The sequence below is a fragment of the Burkholderia cepacia genome (assembly GCF_001718835.1).
GTDB lineage: Bacteria > Pseudomonadota > Gammaproteobacteria > Burkholderiales > Burkholderiaceae > Burkholderia > Burkholderia cepacia_F.
This window is the reverse complement of record NZ_CP013443.1, coordinates 591365-613471: the sequence shown is the minus strand read 5'-3', so window position 1 is coordinate 613471 and position 22107 is coordinate 591365. Positions and strand designations below refer to the sequence as shown.

20 protein-coding genes, 1 tRNA gene and 2 pseudogenes are annotated in these 22107 nt (G+C 66.0%); 12 read left to right on the top strand and 11 right to left on the bottom strand.

The features are described 5' to 3' along the window. Nucleotides 1–97: 97 nt before the first annotated feature. Together WT26_RS06175 and WT26_RS06170 are read left to right on the top strand one after the other, a co-directional pair. Nucleotides 98–745, top strand: coding sequence for an RNA pyrophosphohydrolase (locus WT26_RS06175; protein WP_069272386.1), 648 nt, complete (start codon nt 98–100; stop codon nt 743–745). A gap of 13 nt (nt 746–758) precedes the next feature. Next, on the top strand, nt 759–1367 hold the full coding sequence (locus WT26_RS06170; RefSeq protein WP_059528625.1) for a CNP1-like family protein: 609 nt from the start codon (nt 759–761) through the stop codon (nt 1365–1367). Nucleotides 1368–1449: 82 nt separating this feature from the next. Here WT26_RS06170 and proB read toward each other — a convergent pair whose 3' ends face one another. The 4 genes from proB to rplU form a co-directional block, all read right to left on the bottom strand. Then, on the bottom strand, nt 1450–2568 hold the full coding sequence (gene proB / locus WT26_RS06165; RefSeq protein WP_059528622.1) for a glutamate 5-kinase: 1119 nt from the start codon (nt 2566–2568) through the stop codon (nt 1450–1452). 90 nt (nt 2569–2658) lie between these two features. Continuing rightward, nucleotides 2659–3771 (bottom strand): GTPase ObgE, encoded by a 1113-nt coding sequence (gene obgE / locus WT26_RS06160; protein ID WP_069272385.1) that lies wholly within the window; start codon nt 3769–3771, stop codon nt 2659–2661. Nucleotides 3772–3959: 188 nt separating this feature from the next. Further along, nucleotides 3960–4223, bottom strand: coding sequence for a 50S ribosomal protein L27 (gene rpmA, locus WT26_RS06155; RefSeq protein ID WP_006476999.1), 264 nt, complete (start codon nt 4221–4223; stop codon nt 3960–3962). Between the two features lie 24 nt (nt 4224–4247). Beyond that, a complete protein-coding gene (rplU, locus tag WT26_RS06150) occupies nt 4248–4559 on the bottom strand; it encodes a 50S ribosomal protein L21 (protein ID WP_006025184.1) in 312 nt (103 codons plus the stop codon). Between the two features lie 210 nt (nt 4560–4769). On the opposite strand from rplU, the gene WT26_RS06145 reads away from it, so the two are divergent. The 9 genes and pseudogenes from WT26_RS06145 (at nt 4770) to WT26_RS06105 (ending at nt 12616) form a co-directional block, all read left to right on the top strand. Further along, nucleotides 4770–5765: a polyprenyl synthetase family protein gene (locus WT26_RS06145; RefSeq protein ID WP_059528616.1), complete on the top strand. Its 996-nt coding sequence runs from the start codon at nt 4770–4772 to the stop codon at nt 5763–5765. A gap of 135 nt (nt 5766–5900) precedes the next feature. Then, a tRNA-Pro gene (locus tag WT26_RS06140) sits at nt 5901–5977 on the top strand. 142 nt (nt 5978–6119) lie between these two features. Continuing rightward, complete coding sequence (locus WT26_RS06135; RefSeq protein WP_069272384.1) at nt 6120–7415, top strand: HlyC/CorC family transporter; 1296 nt, start codon at nt 6120–6122, stop codon at nt 7413–7415. An 83-nt stretch (nt 7416–7498) separates the two neighbouring features. After that, nucleotides 7499–8754, top strand: a pseudogene (locus WT26_RS06130) (GspE/PulE family protein). Further along, nucleotides 8751–9962, top strand: a complete 1212-nt coding sequence (locus WT26_RS06125; protein ID WP_069272383.1) for a type II secretion system F family protein — start codon at nt 8751–8753, stop codon at nt 9960–9962. Before WT26_RS06130 ends, WT26_RS06125 begins: the two are co-directional and overlap by 4 nt. 45 nt (nt 9963–10007) lie before the next feature. Beyond that, the gene (locus tag WT26_RS06120) at nt 10008–10916 is read left to right on the top strand and encodes a prepilin peptidase (RefSeq protein ID WP_069272382.1); all 909 of its coding nucleotides are present in this window, start codon (nt 10008–10010) and stop codon (nt 10914–10916) included. 1 nt (nt 10917) lies between these two features. Continuing rightward, a complete protein-coding gene (coaE, locus tag WT26_RS06115) occupies nt 10918–11526 on the top strand; it encodes a dephospho-CoA kinase (RefSeq protein WP_059528601.1) in 609 nt (202 codons plus the stop codon). A gap of 108 nt (nt 11527–11634) precedes the next feature. Then, nucleotides 11635–12390 (top strand): cell division protein ZapD, encoded by a 756-nt coding sequence (gene zapD, locus WT26_RS06110; protein WP_021159901.1) that lies wholly within the window; start codon nt 11635–11637, stop codon nt 12388–12390. A gap of 25 nt (nt 12391–12415) precedes the next feature. Beyond that, nucleotides 12416–12616 (top strand): DNA gyrase inhibitor YacG, encoded by a 201-nt coding sequence (locus tag WT26_RS06105; RefSeq protein ID WP_069272381.1) that lies wholly within the window; start codon nt 12416–12418, stop codon nt 12614–12616. Nucleotides 12617–12659: 43 nt separating this feature from the next. Here WT26_RS06105 and WT26_RS06100 read toward each other — a convergent pair whose 3' ends face one another. The 4 genes from WT26_RS06100 to secA all read right to left on the bottom strand — a co-directional run bounded on the left by WT26_RS06100 (nt 12660) and on the right by secA (nt 18173). Beyond that, nucleotides 12660–13103, bottom strand: coding sequence for an NUDIX domain-containing protein (locus WT26_RS06100; RefSeq protein WP_069272380.1), 444 nt, complete (start codon nt 13101–13103; stop codon nt 12660–12662). Next, entirely contained in the window at nt 13100–13969 is an 870-nt protein-coding gene (locus WT26_RS06095; RefSeq protein ID WP_069272379.1) for an ATP-binding protein, read from the bottom strand. Before WT26_RS06095 ends, WT26_RS06100 begins: the two co-directional genes overlap by 4 nt. 19 nt (nt 13970–13988) lie before the next feature. Next, on the bottom strand, nt 13989–15230 hold the full coding sequence (argJ, locus tag WT26_RS06090; RefSeq protein WP_069272378.1) for a bifunctional glutamate N-acetyltransferase/amino-acid acetyltransferase ArgJ: 1242 nt from the start codon (nt 15228–15230) through the stop codon (nt 13989–13991). 144 nt (nt 15231–15374) lie between these two features. Then, entirely contained in the window at nt 15375–18173 is a 2799-nt protein-coding gene (gene secA, locus WT26_RS06085) for a preprotein translocase subunit SecA (RefSeq protein ID WP_059528592.1), read from the bottom strand. 257 nt (nt 18174–18430) lie between these two features. On the opposite strand from secA, the gene WT26_RS06080 reads away from it, so the two are divergent. Continuing rightward, a complete protein-coding gene (locus WT26_RS06080) occupies nt 18431–18910 on the top strand; it encodes a DUF721 domain-containing protein (RefSeq protein ID WP_069272377.1) in 480 nt (159 codons plus the stop codon). A gap of 88 nt (nt 18911–18998) precedes the next feature. Here WT26_RS06080 and lpxC read toward each other — a convergent pair whose 3' ends face one another. The 3 genes and pseudogenes from lpxC to ftsZ form a co-directional block, all read right to left on the bottom strand. Continuing rightward, nucleotides 18999–19916: a UDP-3-O-acyl-N-acetylglucosamine deacetylase gene (lpxC, locus tag WT26_RS06075; RefSeq protein WP_027788449.1), complete on the bottom strand. Its 918-nt coding sequence runs from the start codon at nt 19914–19916 to the stop codon at nt 18999–19001. A gap of 240 nt (nt 19917–20156) precedes the next feature. Continuing rightward, nucleotides 20157–20665: pseudogene (locus WT26_RS06065) on the bottom strand (peroxiredoxin). A 188-nt stretch (nt 20666–20853) separates the two neighbouring features. Then, nucleotides 20854–22050: a cell division protein FtsZ gene (ftsZ, locus tag WT26_RS06060; protein ID WP_021159911.1), complete on the bottom strand. Its 1197-nt coding sequence runs from the start codon at nt 22048–22050 to the stop codon at nt 20854–20856. Nucleotides 22051–22107 lie beyond the last annotated feature (57 nt).

The window sequence follows — 22107 nt, the reverse complement described above, 5'->3', positions numbered from 1 at the left end:
AGTCGGTGTGCCCCGCGCGGATTCGCTCCGCCACGGTGCGCAGCGCCCGTTATCTGTTTATAATCAAAGCAATTTTAAAGGATTCGAAGGTGGTTGTATGCTGGATCGTGAAGGCTTTCGCCCGAACGTCGGCATCATCCTCTTGAACGCGCGCAACGAGGTGTTTTGGGGCAAGCGGCTCCGCGAGCATTCCTGGCAGTTTCCTCAAGGGGGGATCAAGTACGGCGAGACCCCCATGCAGGCGATGTACCGGGAACTGCACGAGGAAACGGGCCTGCATCCGGAACACGTCAAGATAATCGGCCGCACTCGCGACTGGTTGCGTTATGAGGTGCCTGACAAGTTCATCAAACGCGAAGTACGCGGTCATTACCGCGGCCAGAAGCAGATCTGGTTCCTGCTGCGGATGGTTGGACGCGATTGCGACATTTGCTTGCGCGCGACCGACCACCCGGAGTTCGATGCGTGGCGCTGGAACGAGTACTGGGTGCCGCTCGATGCGGTGATCGAGTTCAAGCGGGATGTCTATCAGTTGGCGCTGACGGAACTGTCGCGCTTCCTGCGCCGCCCGGCGCAGCGAGCCGAGAAGCCGCGTGGGCCGCGTCTGTCGCGCTATCCGCGCGTCGTGGAATCGCAGCCCCAGCAGACGCTGACGATTGTCGACACATCGGTAGTCTGTTCGGAGATCGAAGTGGAAGCGAGCACGCTCGACGAGATGCCGCCCCGCGTGATCGTCGGCAAGTGACGAATCGAACTGCATGACCGGGCGCGACCTTGGTGTCGCGCCCTTTTTTTACGAGGAATGCATATTGAAAGCGATTGCTCTCGCGCTCGCATCGATTGCCGCGGTGGCCGCGCTGGCAGGTTGCGCGAATTCGAAGACGCCGACCAACAAGGATGACAGCGAGTTCGTGTATCTGCTGGACCGCCAGGGTACCTGGAAGGAAAACACGGTCGACTCGCTGCCGCCGCTGCCGCAGGCAAGCGACCTGCTGCCGTTCAACGTATCGCAGAACACGCCGCTCAAGTTCTTCGTCGATGCGAAGTCGCTCGCGGTCGGCACCGACGGCGTCGTGCGCTACGCGGTCGTCGTCACGAGCCCGGCCGGCGCGCGCAACGTGAACTACGAAGGCATCCGCTGCGACACCTACGAATGGCGCCAGTATGCCGGTCTGAATTCGGACCACGACGGCTGGGATCGCACGGTCGAGAACGATTGGCAGCGCATCGAGAACGGCGAGCTGAATGCCTACCACTCGGCGCTGTATCAGGATTACTTCTGCGCGAACAAGATGCCGCAAGGCTCGACCCGGCAGATCCTGGAGAACATCCGGTTTCACCGCACCGCGATGAGCCAGTTGCGCTGATCGCGCCGGCCGGCCGAAGCCGAAAAGCAAAAGCCCTCGTCACGAGGGCTTTTGCATATCGACGATCACCGGACCGGACGGGTCACACCAGCACCAGGTTGTCGCGATGGATCAGTTCGGGCTCCAGCATGTAGCCGAGCACGGATTCGATCTCGCCGCTCGGCTTGCGGTGAATCAGTTTCGTCTCCGCGCTGCTGTAGTTCGTGAGCCCGCGCGCCACTTCGCGCCCGTCGGGGCCGACACACGCGATGACTTCGCCGCGCGCGAACGCGCCCTGTACGTCGGTCACGCCGATCGGCAGCAGGCTCTTGCCGCCGGCCGTCAGTTTCTCGACCGCACCCGCATCGATCACGACATGGCCGCGCACCTGCAGGTGATCGGCCATCCACTGCTTGCGTGCAGCCATCCGCGCGGTACGTGCGATCAGTTGCGTGCCGATCGCCTCGCCGGCCGCCAGACGCACGAGCACGTCGGACTCCCGGCCGCTCGCGATCACCGTATTCGCGCCGCTGTGCGCCGCGCGCTTCGCCGCGAGGATCTTCGTCAGCATCCCGCCGCGACCAAGGCTCGAGCCCGCACCGCCCGCCATCGCCTCGAGTTCCGGCGCGCCCGCATTCGCTTCCGCGACGAGCGTCGCGTTCGGATCCTTGCGCGGATCGGCCGTAAACAGCCCCGACTGGTCGGTCAGGATGATCAGCGCATCGCCCTCGATCAGGTTTGCAACGAGCGCGCCGAGCGTGTCGTTGTCGCCGAACTTGATTTCATCGGTGACGACCGTGTCGTTCTCGTTGATGATCGGTACGACGCCGAGCCGCAGCAGCGTCAGCAGCGTCGATCGCGCATTCAGGTAGCGCTCGCGGTCCGCCAGGTCGGCATGCGTCAGCAGGATCTGCGCGGTGCGGATGTCGTGTTCGGTGAAGCGGCTCTCGTAGACCTGCGCGAGCCCCATCTGGCCGACTGCAGCGGCCGCCTGCAACTCGTCGATTTCCCGCGGCCGCTTGCTCCAGCCGAGCCGCTGCATCCCTTCGGCAATCGCGCCCGAGCTGACGAGCACGACTTCCTTGCCCTGGGCGCGCAGCGCGGCGATCTGGGCCGCCCAGCGGCCGATTGCAGCATGATCGAGCCCCTTGCCGTCGTTGGTCACGAGGCTGGAGCCCACCTTCACCACCAATCGCTTCGAATCCGCGATGATCGAACGCATCCTGCACTGTCTCCTGTATCTGATGCCTGCCCGGCCGGGCGCGACTGAACGCCGGCGCCGGGCGGCTCGCGCCCGGCGCGCACCCGCCGCTCAGGCGTCGGCGTCCGATGCCGTCTGCCCGTCGCGCGCGGGCGTGTCGCGGAAACGTACGTCCGCCGCGAGATCTTCCGCCTCCGCCGCGCGATGCGCGTCCGAATGTTCGGAGAGGTAGTCGTAGATCGCGTAGCACAGTGCTTCACAGCCCTGGCCCGTCAGTGCCGAGATCTCGAACACCGGGCCGTCCCACTCGAAGCGCTCGAGGAAATCCGCGACGCGCGCCTCGCGCTCGTCTTCCGGCACCATGTCGAGCTTGTTGAGCACGAGCCAGCGCGGCTTCTCGTAGAGCGCCTCGTCGTACTTGCGCAGTTCGCCGACGATCGCCGTCGCTTCCGCAACCGGATCGACGCTTTCGTCGAACGGCGCGAGATCGACCAGGTGCAGCAGCACGCCGGTGCGCTGCAGGTGGCGCAGGAATTGATGGCCGAGGCCCGCGCCTTCGGCGGCGCCCTCGATCAGCCCCGGGATGTCGGCAATCACGAAGCTCTTGCTCGGGCCGACCCGCACCACGCCGAGATTCGGCGCAAGCGTCGTGAACGGGTAGTCGGCGATCTTCGGCCGCGCATTCGACACCGACGAGATGAACGTCGACTTGCCTGCGTTCGGCATGCCGAGCAGGCCGACATCGGCGAGCACCTTCAGCTCGAGCTTCAGCATGCGACGCTCGCCGGGCTTGCCGTCCGTCTTCTGGCGCGGCGCGCGGTTCGTGCTCGACTTGAAATGCAGGTTGCCGAGCCCGCCGGCACCGCCCTGCGCAAGCATCACCTGCTGGTCGTGCTCGGTCAGGTCGGCGATCAGCTCGCCGGTATCCATGTCGCTGATGATCGTGCCGACCGGCATGCGCAGCGTGACGTCGTCGCCGCCCTTGCCGTAGCAATCCGAGCCTCGCCCGTTTTCGCCGTTGCGCGCCAGATGCTTCTTCGCGTAACGGTAGTCGATCAGCGTGTTGATGTTGCGGTCGGCGATCGCGTACACGCTGCCGCCCCGACCGCCGTCGCCGCCGTCCGGCCCGCCGAACGGGACGAATTTCTCGCGGCGCATCGACGCACTGCCATCGCCTCCGTCGCCGGCGATGACTTCGATTCGTGCTTCGTCAATGAACTTCATTCGTCACTCCGCCCAGTATTTCCGCTATTGTGCCGCGCGCCGGCGCGCTTGAACAATCTGCCGTTCGGCCGATCGTACGCCGGTTGCGCAACGGTCGCCGGAACGCGCATGCGCCCGGCGGCCAAATAAAAAAAGGCCCCGCGAAGACTGCGGGGCCTTTCGGCTACGAAGCCCGTGGGTGCCTGAACTTAGGCAGCCGCCGGGACGACGATGACCAGATGCTTCTTGTCCGCGCCCTTCGTCGCGAACTTGACGTGACCGTCGACCAGCGCGAACAGGGTGTGATCCTTGCCCATGCCGACGTTCTCGCCTGCGTGCATGCGCGTACCGCGCTGACGCACGATGATGCCGCCGGCATTGATTGCCTGGCCGCCGTACACTTTCACGCCGAGACGTTTCGACTCGGAGTCGCGGCCGTTCCGGGAAGAGCCGCCTGCCTTTTTGTGTGCCATCTGATTGCTCCTTTACCGAGGCGCTTACGCGTTGATCGCGTCGATGCGCAGCTCAGTGTAGTTCTGGCGGTGGCCGCCGTGCTTTTGGTAGTGCTTCCGGCGACGCATCTTGAAGATGGTGACCTTGGCATGACGACCGTGCGACACAACGGTGGCCTTGACGGAAGCCCCACTGACCAGCGGCGTACCGAACTTAATCGATTCGCCTTCGCCCACTGCGAGAACCTGGTCGAGCGTGATTTCAGCGTCAATGTCAGCCGGTATCTGTTCTACTTTGAGTTTTTCGCCAACGGCAACCTTGTACTGCTTGCCGCCGGTTTTTATGACCGCGTACATTGAGAACCTCACTCTGGATCCAATTTTTCCGCACACCACGCGCGGAAAACACGTGATTATACATGGGGTTAGCACCGAAGTCAAAACCGATCGACGATTGCCGCGCCGTTCCCTCGGCCGGATGGCCAAAATCGTGCCCGCGGCGCGCGCGACAGACCGGGATGCGGCGGATTCGACTTATAATCCGCCGCATCACCCAATTCCATCATCATGTCGTCGTCCACCGCCTCCCCCACCCTCAGCGCCGCCCACCTGCTCGCTCCGATCACCAGCGACATGGAGCAGGTGAATCGCGTTATCCGGCAAAGCCTCGCGTCCGACGTGCTGTTGATCAACCAGATCGCCGAGTACATCATCGGCGCGGGCGGCAAGCGGCTGCGCCCGGCGTTGCTGCTGCTCGTCGCCGGCGCACTCGGCGAGACGTCGCACCAGCGGCACGTGCTGGCCGCCGTCGTCGAGTTCATCCACACGGCCACGCTGCTGCACGACGACGTCGTCGACGAATCCGAACTGCGCCGCGGCCGCCAGACCGCCAATGCGCTGTTCGGCAACGCGGCGAGCGTGCTGGTAGGCGACTACCTCTATTCGCGCTCGTTCGAAATGATGGTGGGCGTCGGCAAGATGCGCGTGATGGAGATCCTGTCCGAAGCGACGACGATCATTTCCGAAGGCGAGGTGCTGCAGCTCCTCAACATGCACGACGCGGACGTCGACGAAACGCGCTACATGCAGGTGATCCGCTACAAGACGGCCAAGCTGTTCGAGGCATCGGCACGCCTGGGCGCGGTGCTCGCGGGCGCCGATGCGCCGACCGAGGCCGCCGCCGCCGAATACGGCCGCCGGATCGGCACCGCATTCCAGATCATGGACGACTGGCTCGACTACGCGGGCACCGTCGAGGCAATGGGCAAGAATGCCGGCGACGATCTCCGCGAAGGCAAGCCGACACTGCCGCTGATCTATCTGATCGAGCGCGGCACGCCCGAGCAGGCAGCGCTGGCACGCGAGGCGATCGAACAGGGCGGCACCGATCGCTTCGACACGATTTTCGAAGCAATCACGCGCTCGGGCGCACTGGATCACACGCTCGAATGCGCGCGCCAGGAAGCGCAGGCGGCAGCGGCAGCGATCGCCGCATTCCCCGATTCGATCTACAAGGAAAGCCTGCTCGCGCTGTGCGCTTACTCGACGTCGCGGCAGTCCTGAGCGCGCTGCGGACACACGATTCAAAAAATATTTTCACCAAGGTATTCCATTTCAGAAAAAGCGCTGTTATAGTTATGTTCTTGCTCGACGACGCAGCGATCTTGAAGAAGACAGCGAAATCGGAAGAGTATAAATCGGGGTGTAGCTTAGCCTGGTAGAGCGCTACGTTCGGGACGTAGAGGCCGGAGGTTCGAATCCTCTCACCCCGACCAGATTTTGAAAAAACCGTGCACCATGTGCACGGTTTTTTTTTGCCTGCGCGCCGCGCAACCCGTGCCGCCGGCGCGACACGCCCCTGCCACCGGCCTCTGCTATATTCCCTCCATCCCTGTCCTTCACTGCCTCTTCCAACGCGTGGACCAAATTCCCTTATGGGCGCAAATCGGCGCCGTCTTCCTGCTTCTCCTCTGTTCCAGCTTCTTTTCCATTTCCGAGACCGCGATGATGGCGCTCAATCGCCATCGGCTGAAGCATCTCGCCGGCCAGGGCGCGCTCGGCGCGAAAACCACGCAGGGGCTGCTGACGCGCACTGACCTGCTGCTCAGCGTGATCCTGATCGGCAACAACCTGTTCAACACGATCATCCCGGTCCTGACGACGTCGCTCGCGCTCCATACGTTCGGCCGCAACAATCTCGCGCTGTCGATCGCGACCGGCATCGTCGCGTTCCTGATCATCGTGTTCGCCGAAATCGCGCCGAAGATCGTCGGCGCGACGTTCCCCGAACGCATCGCGCTGCCCGCCAGCCTCGTGATCGCGCCGCTGATGCGCGTGTTCAAGCCGGTCGTCTGGTTCGTCAACGCGCTCGCGAACGGCGTGCTGTGGGTGCTGCGCATCAACACGAAGAAGGGCCGCGACCAACGGATGTCGGCCGACGAGCTGCGGGCCATCGTGCTCGAGTCGAGCAGTTTCATGCCGACCAAGCACCGCAGCATCCTGCTCAACCTGTTCGACCTCGAGAACATCACGGTCGACGACGTGATGGTGCCGCGCCGCCAGATCGAGTCGCTCAACTTCTACGCGCCGCTCGACGACGTCCTGCACCAGCTCGAAACCTGCTATCACAACCGGCTTGTCGTCTACGAAGGCGACATCGACAAGGTGCTCGGCGTGCTGCACGTCCGCAAGACGCTGACCGCGCTGCACAATCAGGAGTTCGACCGCGAGACGCTGCGCACGCTGCTCGCCGAGCCGTACTACGTGCCGTCGGGCACGCCGGTGGTCCAGCAGCTCCAGTTTTTCCAGGAAACGCGGCAGCGGACCGCGCTCGTCGTCAACGAGTACGGCGAACTCGAAGGGCTCGTCACGCCCGAAGACATCATCGAGGAGCTGATCGGCGAATTCACGACATCGATGCCGCGCAGCGAACGCGCGGGCGGCTGGGACGAGAACGGCGAATGCATCGTTTCGGCGAGCATGCCGCTGCGCGAACTGAATCGCTGGCTGCACCTGAAGCTGCCGACCGACGGGCCGAAGACGCTGAACGGACTGGTCCTCGAAATCCTCGAGGAAATTCCGGAAGACGACGTGTGCCTGAAAATCGGCGACGTGATGCTCGAGGTGATGCGCAGCGACGATCAGGCCGTGCGCACCGTCAAGCTCTTCAAGCCGCGCCCGGCGCGCGGCGCGCGCAGCCTCGCCACGCGTTAGCCGAACGGCCGACTGCCGGCGCAGCCCCTGTCGCGCGACCATGCAACGGTCACGGTAACCAGGCGGCCGACGCGCCGGCATGCATGCTGTTCACACCTTCAGGCGGGATGCCCGCCGCTCCCGGCTCCGCGCCTTCATCCGACTCCCGCCCGCTCGACGCGACCCAGCTCGACGATGCGCCGGCCGTGCGGCTGCTGACGGACACGCTTCACGCCGCGTGCGCGACGCATCCGACATCCACATCGAACCGTTCGAAGCCGGCTGGCGCATCCGCCTGCGCATCGACGGCGTGCTGCACGAACATGCGCGGCCGCCGCTTCATCTGCGCGACGCGCTCGTCACGCGGATCAAGGTGCTCGCACGCATGGACATCGCCGAGCGGCGGCTCCCGCAGGACGGCAGGCTGCGCATCGCGATCGACGGCGGTACGCGCGGCGACTATCGGGTCAGTTCGCTGCCGACGTTGTTCGGTGAAAAGCTCGTGCTGCGGCGCCTCGAAACCCTGCCGACCGACCTCACGCTCGCCCGTCTCGGCTTCGACGCGCAACAGGCGGCCGCGATGGAAGCCGCGATACGCGCACCGCATGGCCTCGTGCTCGTCACGGGCCCGACCGGCAGCGGCAAGACGCTGTCGCTCTATTGCGCGCTGCAGATGCTCGATCGCGACGCGCACAACGTCTGCACGGTGGAGGATCCCGCCGAGATCCAGCTCGACGGCATCAGCCAGGTCGGCGTCGCCGAAAAGGCGGGGCTCACGTTCGCGACCGCACTGCGCGCGCTGCTGAGGCAGGATCCGGACATCATCATGGTCGGCGAGATTCGCGATGCGGAGACGGCCGACGTCGCGATCAAGGCCGCGCAGACCGGCCATCTCGTGCTGTCGACGCTGCACACGAACGACGCGCCGGCGGCCGTCGCGCGGCTGCTCGACATCGGTGTCGCCCCGTACAACCTCGCGGCCGCGCTGCACCTCGTCACCGCGCAACGGCTCGTGCGCCGTCTTTGCGCGGCTTGTCGCGCGCCATCCGACGCGCCGCCGCGCGTGCTGCGCGAAGCCGGCTGCGACCCGGCTGCGCTCGCCGCGGGATGGCGGCCGTTCGTCGCGCGAGGCTGTTCGGCCTGCCACGGCATCGGCTATCGCGGCCGCGTCGGCCTGCATCAGACGATGCCGGTATCGCCCCGGCTGGCGGAACGCATCGTCGCCCGGGCAAGCGTCGGCGAACTCGCCCGCCATGCGGCCGGCGAAGGCGTGCGCAGTCTGCGCGACGCGGCGCTCGCGCGTGTCCGGGACGGCACGACGAGTCTGGCGGAAGCGCTCGCCACCACGCCCGACGCATGAACGCGCACACGCCACCGCGCGAAAGCCGCTTCGCATGGCGCGGCCGCCATCGCGACGGCACGCCACGCCGCGGAATCGTCATCGCGTTCGACGCCGCGAGCGCACGCGCCGCGCTCGCACGCGACGGCATCGCCGTCCTGTCGCTCGATCCGCGCGGTGCGGCCCGGCCGCCGACGGCACGCACCCGGGAGATCACGCGCTTCACGCGCCAGCTCGCGAGCCTCCTGCAGGCCGGGTTGCCGCTTGCGCCGTCGCTCGAGATGCTCGCGCGCACGCGCCCACGCGACGGCCTGCCGCGCATCGCCGCCGGTCTCGCCCGCGAGATCGTCGGCGGCCGGCGCTTTGCCGCCGCGCTCGCCCGCTACCCGTCTCAATTCGGCTCGCTGTATCGCCAGCTGATCGAGGTCGGCGAGACGTCCGGCGCGCTCGGCCCGGTGCTGGCGCGCGTCGCGGAGCATCGCGAGCGCGCCGACGCGCAATGGCGCAAGCTGCGGGCCGCGCTGGCCTATCCGGCGGCTGTCATCCTGTTCGGGCTCGCGATCTCGGCCGCGTTGATGGTGTGGGTAGTACCGACGTTCCGCCAGATCTTCGACGGTTTCGGCGCCGCACTGCCGGCGCCGACACGCATGCTGCTCGCGCTCGCATCCGCCACGGCCGCATGGGGCGCACCGTTGCTTGCCGGCGTCGTGGCCGCCGGCGTGGCCGCGCGGCACGCGATCCGGCGTTCGCCCGCGCTGCGCCTCTCGCTGTCCCGGCGCCTGCTGCGCACGCCGCTCGTCGGCCCGATACTGAGCCGGTTCGCGGCCGCGCGCTGGTGCCGCTCGCTGGCGACGCTGCTCGGCGCGGGTGTGCCGCTCGCAGACGCCTTCGCCACGCTCGAACGCACGGCCGGCCATCCCGTGTTCGAGCGCGCCACCGCGCACATCGCAGCCCACGTGCTGCGCGGAGCTCGTCTCGCGGACGCGATGCAGTCGGCCGGCTGCTTTCCGGACGACGTCGTGCAGCCGATCGCCGTCGCCGAGGAGACCGGTGCACTCGACACGATGCTCGCCGACATCGCCACGCTGTGCGAGCGCCAGCTCGACGCGCGTCTCGACACACTCGCCGCGCTCGGCGAACCGCTGATCGTGATCGTATTGGGCGCACTCGTCGGCGGCCTCGTGATCGCGATGTACCTGCCCATCCTTCAGCTCGGCAACGTGGTGTAGCATCGCAACCGATTCTGTCGCCGATTTGTCCGACCGCCCCGCAACATGACGCCCGAACCCTTGTACGCCGCCCCCGATTCGCCCGTGACAGCGCTGTCCGCGTTCGCGCTGCTGCCGCCCGCGCTGCAGTATGCGTTCGCGGTCGTCATCGGCCTGTGCGTCGGCAGCTTCCTGAACGTGGTCGTGCACCGGCTGCCCGTGATGATGCAGCGCGCATGGCAGGCCGAGATCGCCGAGGCCACCGGCACGAACGCGAAGTCCGACGACGGCTACCCGCCGCGCTACGACCTGTGGCGCCCGCGCAGCGCCTGCCCGCATTGCGGCCACGTGCTGCGCGCATGGGAAAACATCCCGCTCGTCAGCTACCTGCTGCAACGCGGGCGCTGCCGGCAGTGCGGCCACGCAATTGGCGCGCGCTACCCGTTGATCGAATTCGCGTGCGCGCTGCTCGCCGCCGGTTCGCTCGCGGCATTCGGCCCGACCGTCGCCGCGCTTGCCGCGTTCGCGCTGTGCGCCGCGCTGCTCGCGATGAGCGCGATCGATATCCGGACCGGCTACCTGCCCGACTCGATGACGCTGCCGCTCCTCTGGGCCGGGCTCGTGCTGAACCTCGGCGGCACGTTCACATCGCTGCGCTCGGCCGTGATCGGGGCCATGGCCGGCTATCTGTTCCTGTGGTCGGTCTACTGGCTGTTCAAATGGCTGCGCGGCATCGAGGGCATCGGTTTCGGCGACCTGAAGCTGCTCGCCGCGCTCGGCGCATGGATGGGCTGGGCCGCACTGCCGCAGGTCGTGCTGTTCGCCGCGGTGACGGGCGCGGTCGTCGGGCTCGTCGCGACCTGGCGCGGCCGCATGCGCTTCGAGGAGCCGATTCCGTTCGGCCCGTTCCTCGCGGCAGGCGGCGTCGCGACGCTGTTTTTCGGCACCCCTTTCTATTCGGCGCTCGGAGGCTGACATGTTCGCAATCGGACTCACCGGCGGCATCGGCAGCGGCAAGACGACCGTCGCCGACCTGTTCGCCGCCCGCGGCGCATCGCTGGTCGATACCGATCTGATCGCCCATCGCATCACCGCGCCGGGCGGCCTCGCGATGCCCGCGATCGAACAGGCATTCGGCCGCGGCTTCGTTGCTGCCGACGGCTCGCTCGACCGCGCGCAGATGCGCGCACTGATCTTCAGCGACGACGACGCGCGTCGGCGCCTCGAAGCGATCACGCACCCGCTGATCCGGGCGGAGACCGATCGCGAGGCGCGCGAAGCGCAGGGCCCATACGTGATGTTCGTCGTGCCGCTGCTCGTCGAATCCGGCAACTGGAAGACGCGCAGCGATCGCGTGCTCGTCGTCGACTGTCCGGTCGAAACGCAGATCGCACGCGTGATGCGGCGCAACGGCTTCACGCGCGAGCAGGTCGAGGCGATCATCGCGCGGCAGGCGACGCGCGAGGCCCGCCTCGCGGCGGCCGACGACGTCATCGTCAACGACGCGACGACGCCCGATGCGCTTGCCGCGCAGGTCGATGCACTGCACCAACGCTATCTCGGGTTCGCAGCCGCCGCGCATTGAGCCTCGCGCGCGATCTGATGGCGTACGAAATTGGCGCGTTGCTAGGGTAGAGCGTGAGCATTAGAATGTTCTGCATTGTTTCAATCCCTACCAAAGAGGCGAGCGCGCTTGATTCTTTACGAGTATCCGTTCAACGAGCGAATTCGCACGCTGTTGCGCCTCGAAGATCTCTTCGAGCGCTTCGCGTTCTTTTTGGCTCAGGAGGACCCGCGTGAACACCACGTCGCGCTGACGACGCTGTTCGAAATCGCCGAGGTAACGGGCCGCGCGGACCTGAAATCGGATCTGATGAAGGAGCTCGAACGTCAACGCCAGACGCTCGCCCCCTTTCGCGGCAATCCGGGCATCGAGCAGAACGCGCTCGAAGCCGTGCTCGGCGAAATCGAGCAGACGCTCGCGAATCTCGCGCAGATGCAGGGCAAGACCGGGCAGCACCTCGTCGACAACGAGTGGCTCGCCAGCATCCGCAGCCGTGCGGTGATTCCGGGCGGCACGTGCAAGTTCGACCTGCCGTCGTACTACGCATGGCAGCAATGGCCCGCCGAGCAGCGGCGCCAGGACATCGCAAAATGGATCCTGCCGATGCTGCCGCTGCGCGATGCCGCGGCGATCGTGCTGCGGCTCGCGCGCGAATCGGGCCAGGCGTCGAAGGTCATGGCGATGCAGGGCAGCTACCAGCAGATGCTGTCCGGCCGCACCTACCAGTTGATGCAGGTGCGCGTGGCGCCGGAATTGCGCGTCATTCCCGAGGCAAGCGCCAACAAATACATGCTGTGGGTACGGTTCACCATGCAGGACGGCGATGTGCGGCCGCGCGCGGTGGACATCGACGTGCCGTTCCATCTGACACTGTGCAATCTGTAACGGCCGCGTGCCGGATCGCTTTCGTATGACTACCGTTGTGAAATGCCCGTCGTGCGGCGCCGAAGTGCGCTGGACGCCCGAAAATCAGTTCCGTCCGTTCTGCTCGGCCCGCTGCAAGCAGCTCGACCTCGGCGCCTGGGCCGCGGAAAAGTACCGGATCGGCGGTTCGGACGACTCGCCGCTGTCCGAGGAAGAAGACGGCACGAACGGGCATCGCCCGAGCTGAATCGCGGCGCGCTGCGGCCCGCCTCCCGGCGAGCCGCCCGGCCTCAGCGTTGCGCTTCGTCCTTCTCGAGCAGTTCAAGCACCGGCAGCGCGGCCGGCAGCAACGGCGCGACATCGACCGGCAGTTGCTGCCATACGAACGCCTGCCCTTCCTTGCTGTGCGGCTCGCCCGTCCAGCCCGTCACCTTGCAGAAATAAAGCCGCACATAAGCATGCGGATAATCGTGCTCGAGCGTGTGCCAGCGATGGCTGGCCGTGACCTGGATGCCGAGTTCCTCGTGCAGTTCGCGCGCAAGCGCGTCCTCGACGCTTTCGCCGGCCTCCAGCTTGCCGCCCGGAAATTCCCAGTAGCCTTCATACGGTTTGCCCTGCAGCCGCTGCGCGAGCAGGTATCGGCCGTCCGGCTGCACCATCACACCGACCGCTACTTCCGTTACCTTGCGTCCATCGGGCGCGCGCACGGCGCCTTGTGCGAGATCCGCGCTCATGCTTGCTCCTTGCGTCCCGACCAGTCACGCGCAAACTGCCACGCGACGCGCCCCGACCGCGAGCCGCGCTCGAGCGCCCACACGAGCGCATCGCCGCGCGCCTGCTCGATCTCGGCGTCACCGCAGCCGAAATGACGCAACCAGTGCCCGACGATGTCGAGGTAGTCGTCCTGCTTGAACGGATAGAAGCTGACCCACAGACCGAAGCGCTCCGACAGCGAGATCTTCTCCTCGACGACTTCGCCGGGGTGAATCTCGCCATCCGGGAGATGCTTGTACGTCTCGTTGTCGCTCATGTACTCGGGCAGCAGATGGCGGCGGTTCGACGTCGCGTAGATCAGCACATTGTCCGACTGCGCGGCGATCGAGCCGTCGAGCGCAACCTTCAGCGCCTTGTAGCCCGACTCGCCTTCCTCGAACGACAGGTCGTCGCAGAACACGATGAAGCGCTCGGGACGCTGCGAGATCAGGTCGACGATGTCGCCGAGATCGTGCAGGTCGTCCTTGTCGACTTCGATCAGACGCAGCCCGTCCTTCGCATACGCGTTCAGGCACGCCTTGATCAGCGACGACTTGCCGGTACCGCGCGCGCCGGTCAGCAACACGTTGTTCGCCGGCTTCTGCTGCACGAACTGCCGCGTGTTCTGGTCGATCAGCCCTTTCTGGCGATCGATGTTGTGGAGGTCGTCGAGCGTGATCGACGACACGGCCGGCACCGGCTGCAGATAACCGCGCCCCTGGCGCTTGCGCCAGCGGAACGCGTGTGCGGCATTCCAGTCGACCGCTGCCTGCGCGGGCGGCAACATTCCCTCGAGACGACCGAGCAGCGCTTCCGCGCGCGTCAGAAACTGTTCAAGCTTGTCCATGTCGTTCAGGCACTCCCGATCAGGAGCGGTAATCCGCGTTGATGCTCACGTAGTCGTGCGACAGGTCGCACGTCCAGATGGTGGCCTGAGCGTCGCCGCGGCCAAGCAGCACGCGGATCGTGATTTCGCTCTGCTTCATCACGCGCTGGCCGTCCTCTTCCTGGTACGCCGGGTTGCGGCCGCCCGCCTTCGCGACGAGCACGTCGTCGAGATAGAGGTCGATCTTGTCGACGTCGAGATCGGCGACGCCCGCATAGCCGATCGCCGCGAGAATCCGGCCGAGGTTGGGGTCGGATGCGTAGAAGGCGGTCTTCACGAGCGGCGAATGGCCGATCGCATAAGCGATCTGGCGGCATTCCGCGACGTTCTTGCCGCCTTCGACCTGCACCGTCATGAATTTCGTCGCACCTTCGCCATCGCGCACGATCAGCTGCGACAGCACCTGCGCGACTTCCGTCACCGCATCGCGCAGCGCCGCATAGGCCGGCGAATCCGTCGACGTGATCGCCGGCAGCGTGCTCTTGCCCGACGCAATCAGGATGAACGAGTCGTTCGTCGACGTGTCGCCGTCGATCGTGATGCAGTTGAACGAGCGGTTGGCCACTTCCTTCACGAGCGTGTCGAGCACCGGCTGTGCGACGTTCGCATCGAACGCGAGGAAGCCGAGCATCGTCGCCATGTTCGGCTTGATCATGCCCGCGCCCTTGCTGATGCCCGTCAGCGTGACCGCGTGACCGTCGATCGTCACCTGGCGCGACGTGGCCTTCGGCAACGTATCGGTCGTCATGATCGCCTGCGCGGCGTCGAACCAGTTCGCGGCCTTGCGGTTCGCGAGCGCGGCCGGCAGACCGGCCTTCAGGCGGTCGATCGGCAGCGGCTCGAGGATCACGCCGGTCGAGAACGGCAGCACCTGCGCCGGCTCGATACCCGCAAGGCGGGCAAGCTCCGAGCAGGTTTCACGCGCGTTCACGAGGCCCGGCTCGCCGGTACCCGCGTTCGCATTGCCCGTGTTCACGACGAGCGCGCGAATGCCCGCGCCGCCCGCACGCACCTTCGCCAGGTGCTCGCGGCAGACGGTGACCGGCGCCGCGCAGAAACGGTTTTCGGTGAACACGCCCGCGACCGTCGCGCCTTCGTCGACGGAGATGACCAGCACGTCCTTGCGATTCGGCTTGCGGATGTTCGCTTCCGCCCAGCCGAGCGTGACGCCGGCGACAGGATGCAGTTGGGCGGGATCGATCGACGGAAAATTGACAGCCATGGGGCACACCTGCCAGATGGAAAATGCCGGCATGCGCCGGCATCGATTGGAAGAACCGGCGGCCGCATGCGCGGGCCGCCGCAACTCATATCACGCGCTCGAAGCTGCGAACCGAGCGGCACGCGTCACGCGCGCCGCCGCCGATCATGACAGCTTCCCGTGACATTGCTTGTACTTCTTGCCGCTGCCGCACGGGCACGGGTCGTTGCGGCCGACCTTCGGCATTTCGCCGCCGGGGCCGCTGTGCGTCATCGCGCTGCCGACCATGTCGGCCGTCGCCGTGGCCGCCGCGGCAGCCGTGACGTTCGCCACCGGCGCACCGGCTTCCGCGTAATCGGCGTGCTGGTACTCGACGTTCTCGAGATGACCGCCGCGCTCCTCGATCTGCTCGGCGGCCTGCTCGAGCTGTTCCGGCGACTGGATCTGCACGTTCATCACGACGCGCGTGACTTCCTGCTTGATCGCCTCGAGCATCGCGGCGAACAGCTCGAACGCTTCGCGCTTGTATTCCTGCTTCGGATTCTTCTGCGCATAACCACGCAAGTGGATGCCCTGGCGCAGATGGTCGAGCGCGGCCAGGTGCTCGCGCCACAGGCGGTCGACCGTCTGCAGCATCACCGAGCGCTCGAATGCGCTGAACGATTCGCGGCCGACCATCGCGACCTTCGCCTCGTACTGCTCGTCGGCGGCCGTCGTCACGGCGTCGAGAATCTCCTCGGCCGTAATCGACGACGACTCGTTCACCATTTCCTGGATCGCGAGGTCGAGCTGCCAGTCGTTGCGCAGCGCTTCCTCGAGCTCGGGCACGTCCCACTGCTCCTCGATGCTGCCTTCCGGCACGAACTGGCGGACGACTTCGGCAATCACGCCGTGACGCATCGCGGAGATCGTCTCGGTGATGTCGTGCGCTTCGAGCAACTCGTTGCGCTGCTGGTAGATGACCTTGCGCTGGTCGTTCGACACGTCGTCGTATTCGAGCAGCTGCTTGCGGATATCGAAGTTGCGCGCTTCGACCTTGCGCTGCGCGGACTCGATCGAGCGCGTGACGATGCCGGCCTCGATCGCCTCGCCTTCCGGCATCTTCAGGCGATCCATGATCGAACGCACGCGGTCGCCCGCGAAGATGCGCAGCAGCGGATCGTCGAGCGACAGGTAGAAGCGCGACGAGCCCGGATCGCCCTGGCGGCCCGCACGGCCGCGCAGCTGGTTGTCGATCCGGCGCGATTCGTGGCGCTCGGTGCCGATGATGTGCAGGCCGCCAGCAGCCTTCACCTGCTCGTGCAGCGTTTCCCACTCGTCGTGCAGCTGCTGGATGCGGCGCGCCTTTTCGTCGGCCGGGATCGCGTCGTCGGCCTCGATGAACGCGGCCTGCTTCTCGGCGTTGCCGCCGAGCACGATGTCGGTACCGCGGCCGGCCATGTTGGTCGCGATCGTGACGCGCTTCGGCCGGCCGGCTTCCGCGACGATCGCCGCTTCGCGCTCGTGCTGCTTCGCGTTCAGCACCTCATGCGGCAGCCCGGCCTGCTTCAGCAGGTGCGACAGCAGTTCCGAGTTCTCGATCGACGTCGTGCCGACCAGCACCGGCTGGCCGCGCTCGTGGCATTCGCGGATGTCGCGGATCACCGCGTCGTAGCGCTCCTTGGCCGTCTTGTAGATCTGGTCCTGCTTGTCGATCCGTTTCGGCGGGCGATTGGTCGGGATCACGACCGTCTCGAGACCGTAGATCTCGTTGAATTCGTACGCTTCGGTGTCCGCGGTACCGGTCATGCCCGCGAGTTTCGCGTACATCCGGAAGTAGTTCTGGAACGTGATCGACGCGAGCGTCTGGTTCTCGCTCTGGATCTTCACGTGTTCCTTCGCCTCGACCGCCTGGTGCAGGCCGTCGGACCAGCGGCGGCCGGCCATCAGGCGGCCCGTGAATTCGTCGACGATGACCACTTCGCCGTTCTGCACGACGTAGTGCTGATCCTTGTGGAACAGCGTGTGTGCGCGCAGCGCCGCGTACACGTGGTGCATCAGCGTGATGTTCTGCGGCGCGTACAGGCTCTCGCCCTCGCCGATCAGGCCCCATTCGGCGAGCAGGCGCTCGGCCTTCTCGTGGCCCGATTCCGTCAGGAACACCTGGCGGGCCTTCTCGTCGAGCGTGTAGTCGCCCGGCTTCTCGACACCCGTGCCGTCGGCCTTCTCTTCGCCGATCTGGCGCTCGAGCAGCGGCGGCAGTGCGTTCATCCGCACGTACAGCTCGGTGTGATCCTCGGCCTGGCCCGAGATGATCAGCGGCGTGCGCGCTTCGTCGATCAGGATCGAGTCCACTTCGTCGACGACTGCGAAGTTCAGTGCCCGCTGCACGCGCGCGTCGGTCTCGTAGACCATGTTGTCGCGCAGGTAGTCGAAACCGAACTCGTTGTTCGTGCCGTACGTGATGTCCGCCGCGTAAGCCTGCTGCTTCTGGTCGTGCTCCATGCCGGACAGGTTGATGCCGACCGACAGACCGAGGAAGTTGTAGAGGCGCGCCATCCATTCGGCGTCGCGCTGCGCGAGGTAATCGTTGACGGTCACCACGTGCACGCCGCGGCCTGCCAGCGCGTTCAGGTACACGGGCAGCGTCGCGACGAGCGTCTTGCCCTCGCCGGTGCGCATTTCCGCGATCTTGCCGTAGTGGAGCACCATGCCGCCGATCATCTGCACGTCGAAGTGCCGCATCTTCAGCACGCGGCGGCTGGCCTCGCGACAGACCGCGAACGCCTCGGGCAGCAGCTTGTCGAGCGACTCGCCGGCCGCGATCCGCTGGCGGAATTCGTCCGTCTTGCCGCGCAACTGGTCGTCCGTCAGCTTCTCGATCTGCGTTTCGAGCGCATTGATCGTCGTGACGGTCTTTTGGTATTGCTTGACGAGCCGCTGGTTGCGGCTGCCAAAAATTTTCTGGAGAAAACCGGTTGTCATCGGATCGGATCCTGCGTCGCAGCACCGGCGCCCGGCGCGTGTTGCGCGCCCCGACGCCCGAGCCTCGGCGGCTTAGCGAATTAGTGGACTCAAACGTCGAATTTTAGCACGCGGGGAGGCGCGCGCCCGTGACTCGGGCGGACGGCAGCCTCGCCGTGCCGGCTGCCGGCACGGCCGCAAATCCGGCCGCGCGCGGGCCTCGGCGGGTACAATCGGCATCAACCACTGCGCGCTGCGGCGCCCCGAAGAATGTCTCGATGAACCGATTTTCCAAGCGTTTCGGCCCGCTCGCCGCCTATCGCCCGCAACCCGTGTCCGAAGTGCTCGGCCGCACCGACGCGTTCGCGGCACTGCGCGCCGGTGTCGAGCAAATCGCGTCGCTGCAGCGCGATCTTGCCGCGCTCCTGCCCGACTACCTGGCGAACCACGTCGAACCCGGCTTCGTGAAGGACGGCACCCTGACCCTCTTTGCCGCGCACAACGCGCTGGCCGCGCGGCTGCGGCAGGTCGAGCCGCGGCTGCTCGGCGATCTGCAAAAGCGCGGCTGGCCGGTCTCGACGCTGCGCGTGCGCGTGCGGCCGAAGGATGCGCCGGAGCCGCCGCACGTGAAGCAGGCGCGGATGACGTCGGTCGGCGCGGCCGCGTTGCGCGATCTGGCCGATCATCTCGAACCATCGCCGCTGCAGGTCGCGCTTGCGCGGATGGCGGCCCGGCATGGGGCGAAATCGCCGCGCTGACCACGCACGCTTCTCGACCCGCGTCGACGACGCAAACGAAAAAGCGGCCCTTGGGCCGCTTTTTCATCGACTCACGGGGCTCACCCGCTCAGGCGAAGGCCGTCTGCGCGTCGAACGCGAAACCCTTCGGCGCGGCTTGCGGATCGTCGAACGTGACGATCTCGTACGCATCTTCGTTCGCAAGCAGCTCGCGCAGCAGCGCGTTGTTCAGCCCGTGGCCCGACTTGTACGCCGTGTACGACGCCAGCAGCGGATGGCCGATAACGTACAGGTCGCCGATCGCGTCGAGCATCTTGTGCTTCACGAACTCGTCGTCGTAACGCAGCCCGTCGTTGTTCAGGATGCGGTACTCGTCGAGCACGATCGCATTTTCCATGCTGCCACCGCGGGCGAGGCCCATCTCGCGCAGCATCTCGGCCTCATGCGCGAAGCCGAACGTGCGCGCACGCGCGATCTCGCGCACATACGACGTATTCGCGAAATCGACCTCGAGCTCCTGGCCGGTCTTGTCGACGGCCGGGTGACGGAAGTCGATCGAGAATTTCAGCTTGAAACCGAAGTACGGATCGAGACGCGCGAACTTGTCGCCGTCACGGATTTCGACCGTCTTCTTCACCTTGACGAAACGCTTCGGCGCATTCTGCTCCTCGATCCCGGCGGACTGGATCAGGAACACGAAGGTCGCCGCGCTGCCGTCCATGATCGGGATTTCCTCGGCCGTCACGTCGACATAGAGGTTGTCGATGCCGAGGCCGGCACATGCCGACATCAGGTGCTCGACGGTCGACACGCGCACGCCATCCTTCTGCAGCACCGACGCGAGCCGCGTATCGCCGATCGACGTCGCCGCGGCGGGAATGTCGACGGGCGTGGGAAGGTCGACGCGGGAAAACACGATGCCCGTGCCCGGTGCGGCGGGACGGAGCGTCAGCTCGATCTTGCGGCCCGAGTGGACACCGATACCCACGGTCTTCACGATGGATTTGATGGTGCGCTGCTTCAGCATGATGTTCTTCGTCGTGATTGAAGATATCAATCAGGAGTTATATTCGATAGGAGGGATTATAGCGTAATTCCCTATTCAACGCAGTTTGAAACTGCGTATCAATCTGTTTCGGCTGTTTACCCCTGCCGATACGGGACGGGCCGATGCCCGGAACGGAGGCGTTTCCGGTCATCAGCCCGTGTTACAACTGCCCTGAGGCCGGTGAGCAGCGTTGCCGGCAGGCAACGGCGCACCGCACGATCAGGACGTCAACGTCGCGAGAACACTCGCCGCATCGCTCACTTCGAATTTGCCCGGCGCCTCGACGGCCAGCGTCTTGACCACACCGCCGTCAATCACCATCGCGTAGCGCAGGGAACGAATCCCCATGCCACGCGCGGACAAATCCTGCGTCAGCCCCAGCGCATGAGTGAAAGCCGCGCTGCCGTCCGCCATCATGCGCACCTTGCCCGCGGTGTGCAGATCACGTCCCCATGCGCCCATCACGAATGCGTCGTTGACGGACACGCACCAGATCTCGTCGATCCCCGCCGCGCGCAGTTGCTCGGCGTGTTCGACATAGCCCGGTACATGCTGCGCCGAGCAGGTCGGCGTGAAAGCGCCCGGCAATCCGAAGATCACCACCCGCTTTCCCGCAACCTGGTCGCGCACGCTGCAGGCGTTCGGCCCCAGCGTGCACCCTTTTCGCGCGCGTCGTCGATGAACTCGAACAGTTGCGCGTCGGGCAGCGCGTCGCCCACTTGAATCATGGCTGGTCCCTCATAGCGATGCGGTTTTTCAGCGTGTTGCGGACAGCACGGCCCATCCCGCCCCGCCTGAGCGAAGAGGGCACGTTTCCCGGCCCGGCGTCGCAGCCGACGCGGCCTGTCGTGGTCCGTAGCATCCGTCACGCCGGCGATACCGCGGCCGTTTCGCCGCGGCTTCGCCTGTGTTTGCGTCAGTCAGCCTGCTTGCGCAGGAAAGCCGGGATGTCGTACGTGTCGACACCCTTCTCCTGCAGCGCCTGCACGTGCGATGCCGCGGTTTCGCGCGAATTGCGCCACACTGCCGGCGTATCCAGCGCGCCGTAGTCCGCCGTGCTGACGTGATGGGCCGGTGCATAGCCGTGCGACACCGCGCTGACCGGCTGGTTGTCCGTACCCGTGCGCAGCAGCGTCATCGGTGCCGACTGCTGCTTCTTCGCCGCACGGCCCAGACCCGTTGCCACGACCGTCACGCGCAGCGCATCGCCCATTGCGTCGTCGTACACCGCACCGAAGATCACCGTCGCATCTTCTGCCGCGTAGCTCTTGATCGTGTTCATCACTTCGCGCGTTTCCGACAGGCGCAGCGAACGGCTCGACGTGATGTTGACCAGCACGCCGCGCGCACCCGACAGATCGACGCCTTCGAGCAGCGGGCTCGCCACGGCCTGTTCCGCCGCGAGGCGCGCGCGATCGACGCCGGCAACCGTCGCCGTGCCCATCATCGCCTTGCCCTGCTCGCCCATCACCGTCTTCACGTCTTCGAAGTCGACGTTCACGAGGCCATCGACGTTGATGATTTCCGCGATGCCTGCAACCGCGTTGTTCAACACGTCGTCCGCGCACTGGAAGCACTTGTCCATCTCGGCGTCGTCGCCCATCACGTCGAACAGCTTGTCGTTCAGAACGACGATCAGCGAGTCGACGTGATCCTCCAGTTGCTGCGAGCCTGCTTCGGCGACGCGCATGCGCTTGCCGCCTTCGAACTCGAACGGCTTGCTGACGACACCCACCGTCAGGATGCCCATCTCCTTCGCGATCTGCGCGACCACCGGTGCCGCGCCCGTGCCCGTGCCGCCACCCATGCCGGCGGTGATGAACACCATGTGCGCGCCGCGCAGTGCGTCGGCGATACGCTCACGCGCCTCTTCCGCGGCCGCACGGCCCATTTCCGGCTTCGCACCGGCGCCGAGGCCCGTGTTGCCGAGCTGGATCACCGACGATGCGCGCGAACGCGACAGCGCCTGCGCATCCGTGTTCATCACGATGAAATCGACGCCCTGCACGCCGCGGTTGATCATGTGCTGGACGGCATTGCCGCCAGCGCCGCCAACGCCGACCACCTTGATGATGGTGCCGTTGGTCTCGGTTTCCAGCATTTCGAATTCCATGTTGCCTCCGTCAAGAGAAAAACTGCTACTCGGCCGTTATTCGGCAGGAGATCGGGC

Bases quoted from the DNA above. Each gene is read 5' to 3' on its own strand.
- obgE (WP_069272385.1), bottom strand. From the start codon at position 3,771: ATGAAGTTCATTGACGAAGCACGAATCGAAGTCATCGCCGGCGACGGA.
- WT26_RS06105 (WP_069272381.1), top strand. From the start codon at position 12,416: ATGACTACCGTTGTGAAATGCCCGTCGTGCGGCGCCGAAGTGCGCTGG.
- WT26_RS06170 (WP_059528625.1), top strand. From the start codon at position 759: ATGACCGGGCGCGACCTTGGTGTCGCGCCCTTTTTTTACGAGGAATGC.
- coaE (WP_059528601.1), top strand. From the start codon at position 10,918: ATGTTCGCAATCGGACTCACCGGCGGCATCGGCAGCGGCAAGACGACC.
- rplU (WP_006025184.1), bottom strand. From the start codon at position 4,559: ATGTACGCGGTCATAAAAACCGGCGGCAAGCAGTACAAGGTTGCCGTT.
- WT26_RS06095 (WP_069272379.1), bottom strand. From the start codon at position 13,969: ATGGACAAGCTTGAACAGTTTCTGACGCGCGCGGAAGCGCTGCTCGGT.
- argJ (WP_069272378.1), bottom strand. From the start codon at position 15,230: ATGGCTGTCAATTTTCCGTCGATCGATCCCGCCCAACTGCATCCTGTC.
- secA (WP_059528592.1), bottom strand. From the start codon at position 18,173: ATGACAACCGGTTTTCTCCAGAAAATTTTTGGCAGCCGCAACCAGCGG.
- proB (WP_059528622.1), bottom strand. From the start codon at position 2,568: ATGCGTTCGATCATCGCGGATTCGAAGCGATTGGTGGTGAAGGTGGGC.
- WT26_RS06145 (WP_059528616.1), top strand. From the start codon at position 4,770: ATGTCGTCGTCCACCGCCTCCCCCACCCTCAGCGCCGCCCACCTGCTC.
- WT26_RS06100 (WP_069272380.1), bottom strand. From the start codon at position 13,103: ATGAGCGCGGATCTCGCACAAGGCGCCGTGCGCGCGCCCGATGGACGC.
- WT26_RS06080 (WP_069272377.1), top strand. From the start codon at position 18,431: ATGAACCGATTTTCCAAGCGTTTCGGCCCGCTCGCCGCCTATCGCCCG.
- ftsZ (WP_021159911.1), bottom strand. From the start codon at position 22,050: ATGGAATTCGAAATGCTGGAAACCGAGACCAACGGCACCATCATCAAG.
- rpmA (WP_006476999.1), bottom strand. From the start codon at position 4,223: ATGGCACACAAAAAGGCAGGCGGCTCTTCCCGGAACGGCCGCGACTCC.
- WT26_RS06120 (WP_069272382.1), top strand. From the start codon at position 10,008: ATGACGCCCGAACCCTTGTACGCCGCCCCCGATTCGCCCGTGACAGCG.
- WT26_RS06175 (WP_069272386.1), top strand. From the start codon at position 98: ATGCTGGATCGTGAAGGCTTTCGCCCGAACGTCGGCATCATCCTCTTG.
- WT26_RS06125 (WP_069272383.1), top strand. From the start codon at position 8,751: ATGAACGCGCACACGCCACCGCGCGAAAGCCGCTTCGCATGGCGCGGC.
- lpxC (WP_027788449.1), bottom strand. From the start codon at position 19,916: ATGCTGAAGCAGCGCACCATCAAATCCATCGTGAAGACCGTGGGTATC.